At 44.9% G+C, this 16,738-nt stretch carries 8 protein-coding genes; 1 reads left to right on the top strand and 7 read right to left on the bottom strand.

Going from position 1 to position 16,738, the window contains the following annotated elements:
• Positions 1–63: 63 nt before the first annotated feature.
• The 3 genes from GVN20_RS25650 to GVN20_RS25640 all read right to left on the bottom strand — a co-directional run bounded on the left by GVN20_RS25650 (position 64) and on the right by GVN20_RS25640 (position 8,764).
• On the bottom strand, positions 64–3,615 hold the full coding sequence (locus tag GVN20_RS25650; RefSeq protein ID WP_166561076.1) for an FG-GAP-like repeat-containing protein: 3,552 nt from the start codon (positions 3,613–3,615) through the stop codon (positions 64–66).
• A 150-nt stretch (positions 3,616–3,765) separates the two neighbouring features.
• Positions 3,766–5,502: a RagB/SusD family nutrient uptake outer membrane protein gene (locus tag GVN20_RS25645; protein WP_166561075.1), complete on the bottom strand. Its 1,737-nt coding sequence runs from the start codon at positions 5,500–5,502 to the stop codon at positions 3,766–3,768.
• A gap of 31 nt (positions 5,503–5,533) precedes the next feature.
• Positions 5,534–8,764 carry a TonB-dependent receptor gene (locus tag GVN20_RS25640; protein ID WP_166561074.1) on the bottom strand — a complete coding sequence of 1,077 codons (3,231 nt, stop codon included), beginning with the start codon at positions 8,762–8,764 and terminating at the stop codon, positions 5,534–5,536.
• 872 nt (positions 8,765–9,636) lie between these two features.
• Here GVN20_RS25640 and GVN20_RS25635 point away from each other — a divergent pair.
• Positions 9,637–10,368 carry an NrtR DNA-binding winged helix domain-containing protein gene (locus tag GVN20_RS25635; RefSeq protein ID WP_166561073.1) on the top strand — a complete coding sequence of 244 codons (732 nt, stop codon included), beginning with the start codon at positions 9,637–9,639 and terminating at the stop codon, positions 10,366–10,368.
• A gap of 9 nt (positions 10,369–10,377) precedes the next feature.
• On the opposite strand, the gene GVN20_RS25630 is transcribed toward GVN20_RS25635, so the two are convergent.
• The 4 genes from GVN20_RS25630 to GVN20_RS25615 all read right to left on the bottom strand — a co-directional run bounded on the left by GVN20_RS25630 (position 10,378) and on the right by GVN20_RS25615 (position 16,605).
• Complete coding sequence (locus tag GVN20_RS25630; protein WP_166561072.1) at positions 10,378–11,478, bottom strand: Ig-like domain-containing protein; 1,101 nt, start codon at positions 11,476–11,478, stop codon at positions 10,378–10,380.
• Positions 11,475–12,587, bottom strand: a complete 1,113-nt coding sequence (locus GVN20_RS25625) for a hypothetical protein (RefSeq protein ID WP_166561071.1) — start codon at positions 12,585–12,587, stop codon at positions 11,475–11,477. Before GVN20_RS25625 ends, GVN20_RS25630 begins: the two co-directional genes overlap by 4 nt.
• Positions 12,588–12,684: 97 nt before the next feature.
• Complete coding sequence (locus tag GVN20_RS25620; protein ID WP_166561070.1) at positions 12,685–13,638, bottom strand: sugar phosphate isomerase/epimerase; 954 nt, start codon at positions 13,636–13,638, stop codon at positions 12,685–12,687.
• 84 nt (positions 13,639–13,722) lie between these two features.
• Positions 13,723–16,605, bottom strand: coding sequence for a PQQ-dependent sugar dehydrogenase (locus tag GVN20_RS25615; protein ID WP_166561069.1), 2,883 nt, complete (start codon positions 16,603–16,605; stop codon positions 13,723–13,725).
• Between the last annotated feature and the right edge of the window lie 133 nt (positions 16,606–16,738).

The following is a 16,738-nucleotide window of genomic DNA, read 5'->3' as shown; positions in this document are numbered from 1 at the left end:
TCTATAAAAATAACGGTCGCCCATGTTTGGGCGACCGTTATTTTTAGGACGATAAAGGTACACTTAATATGCTTTCCGTTTTTTACCTCTAAAATCAACAATCTCTACCGATTTCTCCCGACCCGTCAGGGGTAATTTACGAACAGATTGCGATAGAAAAGAAGCCCCATAGTATAGTTCTTGGCGATGGGTTTTACCATTGTTGGTTTGGATGAGTGCATAAGCGTCATTGGCTTGCAGCGGCAGCCATTTCATGGGAGCGGTTGCCTGTCTAAACACTTTCAAAGGCCCTCGGTTTTGGGTAGCAATCACCATTCTACGACCATCAGAGCTTGCTATTTGGGCCAATCCTTTGGCATTGCCAGGCACATAAAAACCCGTAGTGGCTTGAGTAAGCGGCGTAAAATCTCCTTTACCATTTCCTTGGAGCATCAATCCATTAGAAGCATCGTAGCGGCCTGTACTGGTTTCATTTCCAAAATCATTGGCCACGAGCAATACATCCAAATGACCATCTTTGTCAAAATCTTCCACAATCATCCCGTTGATGGGTGATAGCTGCGCGAGGGTCGGCAGGGGCTTGGTTTTAAAGGTGCCATTGCCCGTGTTTTCAACGTAGACTGACGGACAATAGTTGACATCTAGTTTCAGCGCTTTTTTGCGTTCCTCTTCCGTCAATAGATTATCGTATGTTGCTTTCGCAAAATCTTTGTACGTCTGAAAACGCGCCCGCGTCTGGATAAACTGTTTGATTACATCCTCACGTCCATGAAAAGGAACCCGAATCAGCTTGTTTTCGGCGTCAGGAAAATACATAAACGGAATGGCATCATACATACCGTCTTGGTTAAAATCGCCCGCCATGATACTAATAGGATAGGTATCTGAGGCTTTAGTAAGGGCGTTTAGGCCGAGATTGCCTGCAATGTAGTCCGTATCGCCATCACCGTCAAAATCACCTCCGGCCAAACTCCCCCAAAAGCCTGTTTGAGTATCCAACGCTGAATGTAAAACCGTAAATTTGCCATTCGTATTTTTCAATAGTGTCAGCGGCATCCATTCTCCCGCAATAAGCAAATCTACCCAGCCATCGTTGTCATAATCAGTCCACAGCGCATCGCACGCCAGCCCAAGATTAGTTAAAGCGGGAGCAATTTGGGGCGTAACGTTGGTAAATTTGGGCGCTTGATTGGGCGAAGTATCATTACGTAGAATAAAACTACTTACAGGTTTGGGGTAGTGGTCAGGCTCTACACGCCCCGCCACGTATAAGTCCAAATCACCATCATGGTCATAATCCGCTGCGCGTACGCACGACTTACTGACCAAAATCGACGGAATAGCACCCTCAGCCAATTGATATTTTCCGTTGCCATCGTTGATGTATAATCGGTCATGATAGCCCGCGTCGTTGCTTCGCAATTCGTTGGCTCCACTCGCAATGTACAGATCAAGGTCTCCATCGGCATCGGCGTCAAAAAGCAGCGTTCCCATGTCCTCTGAGGTTTTATCAGGCCCTTCAACACCAGGCAGTAAATCACTGATATTGAACGTACCGTTGGGATTTTGCACAAAGAATCTACCCTTGTTTTGCCGTGAGCCTCCCACAAAGAAATCATCTAAACCGTCGCCATTTATATCGCCTGCCGATACCGCTGGCGGGTACTGCGACAGCTTATGAGGCAATAATTTTTGTCCGTTAAAATCAATATATTCAGGCTCTTGGTGCGTCCATTTGATATTCAGAGAATCATTCAATTCATTGAACCAATAACGCGGGTTTGACTGCACAGGAGTATTGATTTGGGTAGCACTGACTTCCGAAACGTACACTGTTTGATTGGCTTTCAGGTTTTTCAACGTCTGTTTCTTGCCGTTGGGCCAAACCACTACTGCCGAGTCTATTTGGGTATGTTCACCAAGTCCAAAGTGGGCAATCGGCTCAACCGTCGATAAATACCCCCGGTAGGGCGAATGTTCATACACCTGTACTAGCCCTTTGCCATAATAGAGCCCTACGCTAGCTCCCAAACCCTGTACGTTTTTTCTCGAACCTTTAAAACCTATGCGCAGGTAATTGGCTTTTTCGGGATGTGATTCTGACAAATTATTGCGGTATACAAAAGCGGAGTCATTTATGTTGTTGGAAACAATATCAAGGTCGCCGTCGAGGTCAAGGTCCGCATAGGCGGCTCCGTTGGTAAAAGAAGCCTGATTAAGGCCCCATTTTTCCGAAACATCCTCAAACGTCAAATCTCCTTTATTTTTAAAAGCGAAGTTGGGTATTTTGACCTCAGGAATTTCCCCAAGAATGTATTCTTTGGAAGCAACCGAACTACTTTGCGCGCGAAATTGCGCAAAATCACGGTCAGTTACGTCGCGTGGAAAGCCATTGGTAACAATCAAATCACGCCATCCGTCATGGTCAAAATCAACGAGCAACGGCGTCCAACTCCAATCCGTTTGGGCAACATTGGCTAAAAGACTGATTTCAGCAAACGCGGGCTCGTTGGTTCCGGGCTTATTGCCCATGTTGAGTTGAAGGGTATTTCGTCCGTATTGGTGATTAAATCCGAACAAGTCATTGTTCAAATAGGCCTGATAGCTGTTGGGGCCCATCAATTGTTTTTTACGGGTATTATCTTTCGGCAACATATCAACGGCTATCACATCCATCAATCCGTCGTTGTTGATGTCGGCAATATCGTTACCCATTGCGGTGGTACTGGTATGCTTAAAGTACGAGGCCGCTTTGTCAGTAAAAGTGCCATTACCATTGTTTATATACAGCAAATCGTCCGACAAATAATCGTTGGTAACATAAATATCTTTGAATCCATCACGGTTAAAATCACAAATATTGACCCCGAGTCCAAAACCTTCAATTTGAATACCCGCTTCCTTGGACACGTTGGTATAAACAGGATGGCTCAGACTGTCATTCCATTCGCAGCGATAAAGTCGGTCAGTTGTCGGCGAAGAGCCATCGCGAAGTTTTTCGTGGTATTGATTGGGATTACTTTCAAGGGTATTGGTCAAAATATACACATCCAAATCTCCATCGTTGTCGTAGTCAAAAAAAGCGGCATTCATGGAGTAACCTTTATCGGCAATACCATATTCTTCGGCCATTTCTTTAAAAGTCGGAATACCTTCGGCATTGTTACCCTGGTTAACAAAGAGCAGATTGGCGCGTTGTGTTTCTGCTTTTTTAGCGGTAGAAGTCAAATAAATATCCATTCGGCCGTCGGCGTTGATGTCTACCAAGCTTATTCCTGAACACCAGCGTCCTACGTTGGAAATACCCGCTTTCTTACTGATGTCTTCAAATTTCATATTACCTCGATTGAGGTAAATGCGGCTATCAGCCTGATTTCCAGAAAACAACACATCGGGCAAGCTATCGCCATTCATATCGGCAATCCCTACGCCTCCACCGTTATAGATGTATTCAAAATCTAAGATATTGAGCGTATCATTTTCTCGAATCCGATTGGAAAAATCAATACCTGACTCACTCACTGGTACCCTGCTAAAAAGCGTTTTGTCATTTCCACAGGCTAAACCCAGGCCTGCAAGTGCGACATAGAGAATACAATAAAAAAAGCGTAACATAAGGATTGGGGTGGGTATGAGAAATACTAAATACAAAAATAGTAACAACAAGTGATGTGGGTATTATAAAAAAACGACAAGCCGTAGGGCTTGCCGTTTTTTTATAATAGTAGTAAGCACTGCCTACAAAAATCGTTTACTATTAATCAATTAGTAACCCGGATTTTGCTTCAATACATCCTTGCCTAACAAGTCAATTTGATCTTGTGGAAGTGGCAACAATTCGTGCTTGTTAGGCGTGAATTTAGCACCACCCAGTGTACCAGGCAGGAATTTGCTATCATATGCCAAATAGGCATTAACTTCTTTCTCAGCAATACCCCAACGTACTAGGTCGAAGAAACGGAAACCTTCGCCCGAAAGCTCCAATTTACGCTCAAAGCGTACGGCGTCGCGAGCCACATTTTTGTCGGTCCAAGCAGCATCATACGTAGAGATAACGTATTTAGCGGCAGGTGCTCCCGCTTTTGTTACAAAACCAGCAGGGTTGGCAGCACGTTTACGCACTTGGTTTACGTAGTCACGCGCTTTTTCAAGGCTTCCTACTTCTACTTCGCACTCAGCTGCCATCAACAACACATCCGCAAAACGAATGATGGTGAAGTTAAGGGCAGTGTAGCCAGGCGTCCAAGTACTGTTATCCTGCAAAGAACCTACGTCAGACTTGTAGTAAGTATATTTTTTAGGAGAATAAGGACCGCCGTTAGGTTGGTTACGAATCCAAGCAGCACCTGGGTGATCTTGCCAATCCAAATAAGGGATACCACGACGACCGATAGAGTGGTCGATACGGGGGTCAAGGTTGCCTGCATCTGGCGTAAACGTTTCGCTAGCGCCAACACCCATATCAGTTTTTACCTGATTAGCACCTACATTATACGAACCATCCAACAAAGGCAAACCTGCAGCGCTGGTACGGAATGAGTTACCCAACTCAAAGCTAGGCTGGAAGAATCCGCAGCAGTTACCTGGGCCGTTAGGGCCGGTGTTATACGGATAGTTCAAGTCAAACTCAGGGAAAGCGTTGTTTACAGAACCAGTGTTAGCAGCATTCTGAATCGCAAAGATAGACTCTTCGTTGTTATCATTAGAAGCTCTGTAAATATCAGCATACTTAGGTACCAAGCCGTATTTTTTGCCGTTTGATGTTCTACCATTGGCAATCACCAAGTCAAACAAAGTTTTAGCATCGGCGTATTTTTTCTGATACAGATACACTTTAGCTAAGTAAGATGCGGCAGCCCATTTGTTGGCACGACCCACAGCAGCTTGCGTTTCGGGTAGGTTATCGTAGGCGTACTTAAGGTCAGCCTCAATTTTTGGCCACAAATCTACATCGTTTTTAACTTTCTCAATACCTGTTCCGTAGTCAAGTGTTTCATCCACGTAAGGAGTATTGCCAAACGTCTTTTTCAACTCGAAATAGTAGTGAGCACGTAGAAAACGTGCTTCTGCTGAAATACGTTTTTTGTCGGCATCGGTTACTTCCGCAGTAGCAGTAGTCAACAATTGCAATACAGCGTTGGCACGGGCCACACCTTCGTAAGTACCAGTGTATTTGTCTCTGATTACTCCTTGCGTGGACAGGTTTTCAAAGCGTTGGATTGGGTTGATATCACTGAAGTCACCTGGGTCAGTTCCTTTGTTGGCATCGCCACCGCGAATACTTCCCCATACCCAGTTGGTAGCGCTAGCCATACGGTTGGCACGACCGTTGAGGTTACTGTACACCGAAATCAACGCTCCTTCTAATCCTTTTTTAGTAGAAAGCTGTTCTTTCCCCACTGAGCCCGTTGGTGCCACTTCCAGAAAGCTATCTTTACAAGCAACCGAAAGAGCTACCAGCAATACGACGGTAATCGATCCTTTTATTGCGTAATTTTTCATTTTTTATCAATTAATTAGAATTGTAACATTATTAGAATCCAAGGTTCAAACCAACAGTCCAACCTTTTGTGAGTGGGTAGTTACCTACGTCGATACCGAAGTTAGTATCAGCATTACCACCTACACCTGGATCTAAGCCCTGGTATTTAGTAAGGGTAAAGATGTTGTTGGTAGACGCAAACACGCGCAAGCGCTGGATACGGGCCTTACTCAACGCACTGGCAGGTAGATTGTATCCTAACGTGATGTTTTGGAAACGTACATAGCTACCGTTTTCTACGTAAAACGAGTTAGACTGGGTATTGGTACTGAAGTTTGATGCTGTTTCGAAGATTGGAATAGTTGCGCCAGTGTTGCTTGGAGTCCAAGACTCTTTCACGCGCTCGCTGATAGCTGCCCCTGCAAATGAAGGATAGAAATCAGTAAACCATCTAGATACGTTGAAGATTTTGTTGCCAAAGAAACCGTTCAAATACGCTTCTAACTCCCATCCTTTGTATTTGAAGCCAAGGCTCATACCTGCGGTAAATTTAGGAACTGGGCTACCCAAATAGGTACGGTCATCGGCATTGATTCTTCCATCGCCATTTATGTCAGCATAACGGAAACGACCTGGGCCAGCACCATCCTGCGTAGGAGCATTTTTCACTTCTTCGGCGTTTTGGAACAAGCCAATCACTTTATAACCGTAGAAAGAAGAGATTGAGTACCCTACTTGGTTACGGATAGGGTTGATACCACGGAAACCAGGGTTTACGTTGGTAAGGTAATTTACGTTAGGTGCAACCGAAACGATTTCGTTGCTCAGTGTACCACCAGTGAAAGTTATGTCATAAGACAGGTCTTTAGTGATACGACCACGGTTGGTTACCAAGATGTCAATACCTTTGTTGGCCATTTTAGCGATGTTTACCGATGGAGGTGAGGCAAATGGTCCAGCTGTTGCCGTGATTGGCAATTGGTACAACAAGTCTTTGGTGTCTTTTTGCCAGAAGTCAATCACTACGTCCAATTTACCATTTAAGAACGTTCCGTCGATACCGATGTTTTTAGTAATTGAAGTTTCCCATTTAGCATCGGGGTTACCGATACGCGTGCGATAGTAACCTTCGGCAGTGCTTGAGTTAGAACCGTTGATGTCGTAAGCAGAGTTTCCGATGCTGGCACCGTATAAGCTAAACTGGTTGTTAGGATCTACGTTGTTTGAGTTACCCATTGTACCATAACCACCGCGAATTTTCAAATCTGAAACCCATGTCAATTGCTTCATGAAAGGCTCAGATGAAATACGCCATGCCGCCGAGAACGCAGGGAATGCACCGAAACGATTGTTAGCTCCGAAACGTGAAGAACCGTCGCGACGAACTACCCCTGTTATGATATATTTATCATTGAAGATGTAGTTAACACGACCGAATAAAGAATAGAAGTTAACGCCTGAAAAAAGACTACTGTTTACGACTCTTCCGCTAGCACTTACGTTGGATAGGTTCACGTAGTTGATGTCAGTAGAGAATGGATTCAAACCGTTACCGCTCATGTTACGGCCTTTACCAGTATTCAACGCTTCTTGACCAGCCAATACTTCTACGTTATGCTTGCCAAATTGCTTTTTATAAGTGGCAGTATTGGTCAATACCCAGCCAAAGCTCCAGCCACCGCCCTCGTTATAACCGAACGCCGAGTTATTTTCAGAGTTTTCGTATTGCAGGCGGCTATAGCCCCAGTTGTAGAAGTTATTGTACTGTCCACCAAGGCTGCTACGCAAAGTCAAACCCGGAATTGGATCCCACTCAGCATAGATATTTCCGAAACCATTTGCGTTAAAACTACGGTTGTTAGCCAATCCATCACGGCTGGCAACGGGGTTACGAGGGTTGTTAAATCCTTTTGCGGCCGTACCTGCATAACCACCAAACTCGTCATAAACTGGAATGATAGAGGGCATACGGAAAGCACTCAAAATATCGTTTTCGTCAGCAGCAACCCCGTTTCCGCCAGCACCACCCGATTGTCCTAAAATCGAACGGTAGGTAAATTGAAGGTTCTGACCAATACGTACATTTTTCAACACGTTAAACTCGCTATTGGCACGGAAGGTATAACGTGTAAAATCGTTTCCTTTTAAGATACCCTGTTGATTCTGAGCACCGAAACCGATGTAGAAGCGGCTGTTTTCACCGCCACCTGAGAATCCAAGTGAATGACGCTGTAGGGCTGCATTACGCGTAATGGCTTTATACCAATCAGTACCCTCTTTGTTAGCTTTTACTACCTGATAGATCGAACCAGCGGTAGGGTCCACATTGTATTTCGCTTTTTCAGCAGCCAAATCAACAGTACCTACAACCCCTGAACGACCACCTACCGTGAGGTAATCAGGAATGACAGGCGTAGAACCTGAGCCAAACTGTGGGTGACCAAAAGCTTCGTTTGAGTTTCTCTTGGCATTCCAAGTCCAAGTGGCAAAGTCCGTTGGATTCATCATCTTCTGGCCTTCGCCGTTCAGGGTTACCCCGTACATACCATCGTAGCTGATGTTTAATTTCTTAGCTCCTTTTGATCCTTTTTTCGTGGTGTAAACAATTACACCGTTTGCAGCACGCGCACCGTAAATAGAAGCAGCAGCAGCATCTTTCAATACCGTAGTTGTCTCGATGTCATCTGGAGCCAAAAAGTCAGTTGAACCTACAGGTACTCCGTCTACAACGTACAAAGGCTCGTTACCACCAAAAGCACCAAACCCGCGTACGCGTACTTGGCTGGCAGTCCCTGGCTGTCCGTTGGTAATCACCGTCAAACCAGCTACACGACCCTGCAACTGCTGCTCAACGTTACCCGATGGGCGCACGGTAAGGTCTTTTGCTTTTACTGTCGAAACCGCCCCCGTCGTTTCACGGCGGCTGTCGATGGAGTAACCCGTTACGATTACTTCCGTTAAGGCATTCACATCGTCTTCAATTTTTACATTTACAACGCTCTGATTGCCTACCGTTACTTCTTGTGGCTTGTAACCGATGGCCGAAATCACCAACACAGGATTTGCCCCGCTCACATTAATGGTAAATGCCCCATTGGCATCAGCGGAGGTACCTACATTGCTACCTTTCAATAAAATGGTTGCTCCGGGAACAGGCCCATCGTTGGCAACGACCTTGCCCGTCACTTTCCGGTCTTGTGCATGTGCCGAACTGGGTGCAAGGAATAGAATAAACATCCATGCCACCGCACACATCAGCGGATAATAGAACTTTGGTTTCATAAATAAAAACTGATAGGTTAAAAATGAACAATTAAAAATAAAAAAAATACAAATCCAAAAAGCACTTTCAAATTCCTCAACAGCCCTCTATTGCTGACGCTAAATAGATGACTGAAAACAATTATTATTCTCTAACGAACGGAGGAATGGATCTACGCTTTGTTGCTTCCTAGCCAACAATTTTGCCAATAGGAAGACTTGTTCATTAGTGAAATAACCTTTTAAATGGTTAGTATCACGAGTCACTTTTTTATCGGGTGGGTGTGGAGACACTGACTTATCGGCAGTGTATTTTGGATAGTATTGCTTAATATAACCGGCGCTACTACCTTAATATTCAAAGAATTCAGTTTAAAATATTAGCACTTTTCGCGCTCAGCTTTCGTAATTGTTCAGTAAAAATGCTGAGGAAAAAGGGCAATCACAATCAATCCTAAAAAGGATTATTAATTGCAATTTTACTTGTAAAAGTATAGTTATTTCTCATTTCAAACAAATTAAGCCTATTTTTTAATTTAAAAGTCTTATTTTATTACTACTAAAAAACATGTGCAAAAATTGAGCTAACGTATATACGCGAAGGTTTATATTTAATAATGAACACGCACCTTACAACTGAAATAACAAACAACGATAGCATTGAAATAAGCGAACTGTGAGCGTGTCCTTTGTGATTGACTTGAACCCTTCTTGAAAATGCTACACACCGACCTACTCAACTACTCCTTCTTTACTGAATCCTGAAGCGATATGTCAAAAAAGTGAAGAATAAATAAGTTTTTCATGGTCGATTGCATCATTTTGATACAAACTTATCGGGACAACAACGATATTCCAAACTTTTTCTTTTTTTTGTGCAAAATTTTTATTTTATGACCCCAAGCCAAAACATTAAAACTTTTTTGGAAACCGGCCCCGAATACCTTCCAAGTGTCTCGGTTGATTGTGTGATTTTTGGGTTTCACGAACGTCAACTAAAAGTCTTATTATTGGAATTTAAGCATACGAAAGCCTTTGCTTTACCAGGGGGATTTGTATTTAAGGATGAAAGTACCGACGAGGCCGCTACCCGAATTCTGTGGGAACGAACCGGCGTAAAAGACATTTATCTTGAACAGTTTCATACCTTCGGTGAACAAAATCGTGGCAACTGGGATGTACACAAAGCCACCATGTCTTCCCACGGATTTGAACTGGAAACGAACCATTGGCTCTTACAACGATTTATTTCCATCGGCTATTACGCCTTGGTAGACTTCTCGAAAGTAATACCAACACCCGATATTTTTTCAGATATAGGTGGCTGGCACGATATTCATCAGATTCCGACCCTGATTCTTGACCACAACCGAATCGTCGAGAAAGCCCTTACCACCCTTCGTCTGATGTTGGATTATAAATTGGTCGGTTTCAATCTGTTGTCAGAAACATTCACGATGAATGAGCTTCAAAGTTTGTACGAAACAATTTTAGACAAAAAGCTCCTTCGGGCCAATTTTCAGCGAAAAATGCTCAGCATGGAGATATTGGAGCGGGTTGAGAAGAAATTTTCGGGAAAAGCCCACAAGCCCCCATACGTTTATCGAATCAAAAAAACAACCTAAAAAAGGAGTTTAGTCAATCCGATAATTCAGTTCAAAAACCGTTTGTTGTGACGGTTTTGTGCGCCTATCTGTTATGTCACGGTCAAACAGGCGGTTTAAATTATTCCCCGCCAAATCTTCCAACCTAGACTCCATCTGCACTTTATAAGCACCTGCTAACCAAGGCGATGCTGGAATAAAGTCTACAAGGTGCTCTTTGTTACTGACCTGAATGACTCCGTTTATAGTCTTGCCCTGGGCGTCAATTATCCAAATCGTATTTTGTAATAAAACATAATCCAGTGCTTCCTTGACATGGATTTCAAGAGCTTGGGTAGTGCCTTTCGAGGGAGTTTTAATCGTCCAAGACTTGACGTCAGGCGAGGTAATATCACGTGTTGCCGCCACAAAACGTTTGGTATATGATTGTGTCAACCTAGCCCCTGATTCATCTGGCCAACGCTCTGAAACAACTAACGTATAATGATTCCCTTTCGTGAGAGGCGCTCCTAGCGATTTATTGGGTTGCAAATCGCGCTTGATTCTACCCGGGTCTAGCCACAGTGTCAAAACAGTTTTTTCAGCGTTCCATAATTCGGGCTGTAAATTCAAAAACGTATTGGGCAAAGTATCACCTTTGGCATCAAGCAGAGAGACATACACCAAAGAATGGCCTTCCCTCATGGGATGAGAAAAAACGAAGTAGAATTTAAGGAGATTTTCAGGAAGCGTATCTTGTGACGGGTAAATTCCAATCAGGGTGGTAGAAGACACCGCTTGTGGAATATCAATTTCACCCACTAGACGGTTTTCCAGTAACACTTCATACCGCAAACTGGGGGTAAAAGGGATAAGAGGCTCAAAAATCACTGAATCGCTCTGTATCGAATAATCGCCTAAAATCGCCGTTTTGGAGTTGGTCAATTGTACTTTTAGCAATTCTGGCAGCGTTTCTTTAGAGTGAGCTTTGAATTGGCTTAACGCCATCGATAGTCCCACTGCCTGATTATTTTTCCACCGAATTACGATGTTTTTTTGTGATGTATCCTGGCTTCCCGCACAACGAACCAACAGAAACAAAGAAAAAAGAATCAGTTGGCTGGGCCAACTGATTCGTACTCTTTTTCTCATAATGATCGGTTATTGGAAGTTCGGATGTCGAGGTCTCCGTTGGCTCTCCGTTGCAAAAACACAAATTGAGTATCGTCCAGTTTGTCAAGTTGGAGCACATTCACCATCGGAAACGAAACGTAGGGCACGCCAGCCGTGCTGTAATTTTCCTTGATGGGTTCGGTCAATGAGCCTTCATAAGTTTCAATATCTTTGTACTTAATTTTCATCACTGGTCGGTCAGAATTGGCCATAATCAGGAACAAATCGTTGCCTTTTTTCATCGTGATGATGTCCAACGGGCTGTTTCCCGCGCCAAATTCGCCGACGGTACGGCCTTTTACGTGCGTACCTGGCTTTAAGTCATCAATTGGAAAAAGAACAAGTGGAGTACAGGTGTAGCTTGCTACCAGAAACTTTTTGCCGTTCAATTCTGCCGTTGTAAAGGTCTTGATGGGGGAGTTGGTTTCGTATTGCCCATGGGCAGCATGATAGATTTCCAACGAAGATTGCTCTTGTTTGTTGGTAAATGGAAAAGGAATACTGCGGAAAGTAGAGCCAAACTCCTGATTTGACAATCCGCTCACCATCACTTTTCCATCGGCATAATTGAGGTCTGAAATAGCCCAAACCCGCAGCGGCCGCCCACGCTGGTCTTTGGCGTCTTCGGCAGGTGCATTATTGAGCGGCACCAAGGCAAACTTGACGTCTTTAAGACCCACGGGCTGAATGTTTTCGCCGTCTATTTTAAACAATACGGGTGTTCCGTTGGCAGCTTGCACGGCGCAATATACCTTCTTGGAAAGGGGATTGACCGCCAAATCCTGAATGGTGATATTTTTGGCTTCTGTGCCCAGCAAAGCGGCAATTTTTTGGTCGATGTTTTTTATGTCAACGGGTTTGGCATTGGCCACGTTTTCGGCATCCTTCGTATCAACCGCAAACACCGAAGCACTTTTAGAATCACCAATAAACAAGACCCCTTCAGGTCCAAAAGCAAGCGCATTCATCGACTTTACCTCGGGTGTCCCCGTCTCAAATCCACTCATAACACTTGCGGTGCGGTTGGTGTAGGCAACCAGTACTGCTACCGATAGGGCCGCTGCAACAGACAAAAACATCTTTTTCATACCAGTATTGATTTTATGGTTTACGCGTTGTGTAACTTACGACAATTTCAATAAAAATAAAACTCAAATCCAATGAAAGTGTTTCAAATTGAGACAATTACGCAGTTAATTTTTGCAAGTTAGCAAAACTCGTCGCGATACTTTCAAAGGGGCTTGCCGCCATGTCTTGCTCCACAAAGTAATATTTCAGACCTGCTTTTTGGGCTCCTGAAAAAATCTTTTTGAAGTCCACGACCCCCGTTCCAACCTCTACGGGCTTTTTAAGTTCTTTATCAATGTCTTTGATGTGCCAAAGTGGAAAACGACCCGGCTGTTGTTTGAACAATTCTACAGGATCAAGGCCCGCTTTTACTACCCATGCCATGTCCATTTCCATCGTTACAAGGTCAGGGCTGGTTTGCGACAAAATCAAATCATAGGGCGTTTGACCTTCTACTTTGTCAAACTCGGTGGCGTGATTGTGATACGCAAAACCGATACCCGCTTTTTTGCAGGCTTCCCCCGTTTTGACGAATACTTCAATGGATTTTTTGATTTCATCCAACGTCCCCACAGGCGTAGACGCGCACACCAAATAGGTCAGCCCTCCTTCGGCGGCTTCATCCACCAATTGTTGGTAATTTTCCAACAAATTCAGTCGTTTGGGCATATTAGCTGGCATTTGGCGCGGTGGCGCACCTGCCGCAGCCGCGCCACCTCCTGCGGGGGCACCCGCCTGAGCCGGTCGCGGACGAAAAGGAGCACCTCCTACGTGGTGGGCGCGCCACGTCATTCCCAAATCTTCCACTACCTTTTTAAATTCTTTGGGCGAATAGCCATAATACCCATCTTTCATGCTGAAAGCAGATTCGATTTCTTTATAACCAATACCCGCTACTTTCTCCAACGAGCCTTTGGCGTCGTCAGACATAGCTCTAAACAGTGTAAACAACTGCAAACCCGGGCGCGGCAATGCTTCTGGAGCAAAAAGATTTTTCGCCAAAGCGGGTACGGCCAAGCTACCCAATGCCAAAGCACTGGTGTTTTTAAGGAAAGTTCTGCGATTTTGCATAGTTATACGAGATAAAAATCTTGAATTGAAAAACCAGAAAGTCAGTCATCGGGCAGTACGCCCGACGACTTTCTATCGGCACTTTTATAGGTTAGTAATTGTATTTTGAAACTGAATCGAAACCACCGACATAACGATTTGATTCGGCTGTGCATTGGGATTTTTGAACACAAAATACACATCGTGCACGCCTTCTGTGGCTTCAATTTTGGCCACGGCCTGCTGAGCCCCGCGCCGAGCTCTTGCGGCTGGGTCAGTGGCCGCCTGCCCCTGCGTACGTTGTGCATTTGCGGCAGGCGTTCCTGCGGCGGGCGTTCCTGCGGCAGGCGCTCCTGCGGCAGGCGCTGCTGGTGGTGGCCCAAAAGAGGGGTCTTTGACTTCTACGGGCGATGTTTTTCCGATTAGTTTACCCGTTGGAGAGCCTAAACGAATTTCTACCACACCACCAGAAGCACCCACCCGCGTGGTAGCTTGGGCCAACACTTCGATTTGTTTAATACCTGTCAAGTCCAATTGGGTGTATCCAATGTAGGAGTCATTACCAATCAAATTAAATGATTTTGAAGGGGTTATCAACAACTGCGTTCCTTTACTCTTCTCTGCTTTGGCGGGGTCGAGTGAAGGATTGCGCAAGTGCAAAATATTCTCCGACATCAACGGCGACAACAATTTTGTTCCCCGATCGGTGTAAGCAGCGCGCAACACGTAGCTTCCGCGCCCGTTTTCTCCTTCAGGTACTTTGGTAGTATAAGCGCCCGATGTTGGCAAAGACTTGGCCTGCAATGGTTTTTCTCCCAGGTTCATGATGTATTTAACCATCGTTGCGGCATCGTTTTTAGAAATTTGTGGGTGGGCGCTCATGGCGTGGTCTCCCCATACTCCCCCACCGCCAGCAATGATTTTATTGGCTAATTTTTCGGGAGCGGCGGCATCACCTTTGTATTTCTGCGCAATGTCTTTGTAGCTGGGGCCCACAGATTTTTTATCAACAATATGGCAGGACTTACAATCGCTCGCACTCATGAGTTTGTAGCCCGTCGAGAAGCGCGCCGAGGCATCGGTACCGCGATAGTTGGAGGCAATTTCGATGGGGTCAAAAGAATCAGGCATGTAGTCGATATTGACCGCTACCTGAGTGGGAATGATTTTCCCATTCTCCAAACTACCATCTTCTTTATCGCTTACCTTTACTTTATACTCAATACTTTCGTTGGGGAAAAAGAAAGATTTATTGCCTTTGGTTACTTCCAATGCCACTTCGGGGGCTTCGTTGCCCGCCTTGATTTCTAGCGTACGGCTGTTTTTGGCCCCTTTAGGGTCAGTCACCGTCAAAGTAGCTTTGTAGGTACCCGGTTTATCAAATGTCACCACCGGATTGGGTTGCGTAAGCGTTTTAAAAACACCCGCTTTAGAGGTAATTTTCCATTCATATTTCAACACATCACGGTCAAAATCCTGCGTTCCTTCCGACGAAAACGCCACTTTGAAAGGCACTGAACCCGCCTTTTTGTCGGCGGTTGCTTCTACTATCGGGGTACGATTGCCTGCGTTGTATTCAATTTTTACTAAGCGTGCATTATCATTCCCTCTAAACCACGCACTTCCATACTCCAACACGTACAAATCTCCGTCGGGGCTGAAATCTATATCGATAGCACTGCTGAAATTTTCGCTGGGCATAAACCGCTCCATAGATTTATAATCGCCGTTTTCGTCCATCGTTACGGCCATAATCCAGCCGCGCATAAACTCCACCATTAGCCACTTGCCTTCGTAATAATCTGGAAAAGGACGGGGGGCATTTTTGAAATCAGCTTTTCTGAAAACGGGTCCACCCGTAGCGCTCCGCCCCGAACTTCCTACCAACGGGAACTCCGTTGAATTGGCGTAAGGATACCATACAAATGCTTTTTGAGCAGGTGGCAATTCCCGCAAACCAGTATTGTTGGGAGAATCGTTGATGGGCTTGGCAGGGTCAAATTTTGAGTCGGCTTTGAGTTTATTGGTTTCAAAATCCCAGTCTGCATACACTTTATTATCACCAATAAAATAAGGCCACCCAAAAAAGCCGGGACCTTTGGCTTGGTTGAATTCATCATATCCACGTGGTCCGCGCGGTGAATCCTGCGAGGCGTCGGGACCTACTTCACCCCAATACAAAAAGCCAGTCTTGCTGTCGATGGTTGGGCGCCACGGGTTGCGGTGGCCCATAGTATAAATTTCGGGGCGGGTTTTGGGGGTACCTTTGGGGAATAAATTTCCGTCTGGGATTGTGTAAGTTCCATCTGGCTGCGGCTTGATTCTCAGTATTTTACCACGCAAATCGTTGGTATTGGCCGCGCCTCGCTGGTCGTCCCATGTGCTTTGCTCGGGGCGCTCATCAATGGGGGCATAGCCGTCGGAGTTACTGTTGCTGGTATTGTTTCCAGTGGTTAAGTACAAATTTCCGACTTTATCAAACACCATTCCACCGCCCGTATGGCAGCATTCTTCGCGCTGGGTCGTGACCTCCAACATTACTTTTTTGGAAGATTCCACCAATGCGTCGCCTTTCAATTCCCAACGCGCCAGCACATGCTTTTTATCCGTTGGGTCGGCATAGTACATATAAATCCAGTTGTTTTTGGCAAAATTAGGGTCGGCAATCAAACCCATCAAACCCTCTTCTGCTTCGCGCACTTGGCCCTGCCGATTCGTATATTTTGTGTTGACCGGAATCGTGGCCAATACGCTTACTTCCTTGGTTTTGGGATTATACGCTTTTAAATTTCCTTTTCGCTCCACGAACAACACCCGTTTATCGGGCAAAAAGGTCATTTCCATAGGTTCGTCCAATTTTTCCGTCAAAATGCTTTTGGTAAAACGGTTTTCTTCAGGAGGTGACGATTGGCTGTAAGTAACGGTTGCCGTGCCCAATGCGATTAGGCCAACGGCTCCCAACTTACGAAGAGAGGTAGAGAAATACATACGCGAGAGAAATTTGTAGTTTTCTTAGTAAAATTATGACGGATTTCACTCAAAGATAGAGGCGATAGTTTGTATCAAAACAATACATTAGACAAAAAACGATAAGTTGCCGATGATTAACGGTTTTTAACCG

It is taken from the genome of Runella sp. CRIBMP, assembly GCF_009905605.1.
In the GTDB taxonomy this organism is placed as follows: domain Bacteria; phylum Bacteroidota; class Bacteroidia; order Cytophagales; family Spirosomataceae; genus Runella.
Note: the sequence above shows the minus strand (reverse complement) of the source record. Positions and strands in the feature narration are given on the sequence as shown.

Coding starts and splice junctions, on each gene's coding strand:
- GVN20_RS25650 (WP_166561076.1), bottom strand. CDS start 3,615: ATGTTACGCTTTTTTTATTGTATTCTCTATGTCGCACTTGCAGGCCTG.
- GVN20_RS25645 (WP_166561075.1), bottom strand. CDS start 5,502: ATGAAAAATTACGCAATAAAAGGATCGATTACCGTCGTATTGCTGGTA.
- GVN20_RS25640 (WP_166561074.1), bottom strand. CDS start 8,764: ATGAAACCAAAGTTCTATTATCCGCTGATGTGTGCGGTGGCATGGATG.
- GVN20_RS25635 (WP_166561073.1), top strand. CDS start 9,637: ATGACCCCAAGCCAAAACATTAAAACTTTTTTGGAAACCGGCCCCGAA.
- GVN20_RS25630 (WP_166561072.1), bottom strand. CDS start 11,478: ATGAGAAAAAGAGTACGAATCAGTTGGCCCAGCCAACTGATTCTTTTT.
- GVN20_RS25625 (WP_166561071.1), bottom strand. CDS start 12,587: ATGAAAAAGATGTTTTTGTCTGTTGCAGCGGCCCTATCGGTAGCAGTA.
- GVN20_RS25620 (WP_166561070.1), bottom strand. CDS start 13,638: ATGCAAAATCGCAGAACTTTCCTTAAAAACACCAGTGCTTTGGCATTG.
- GVN20_RS25615 (WP_166561069.1), bottom strand. CDS start 16,605: ATGTATTTCTCTACCTCTCTTCGTAAGTTGGGAGCCGTTGGCCTAATC.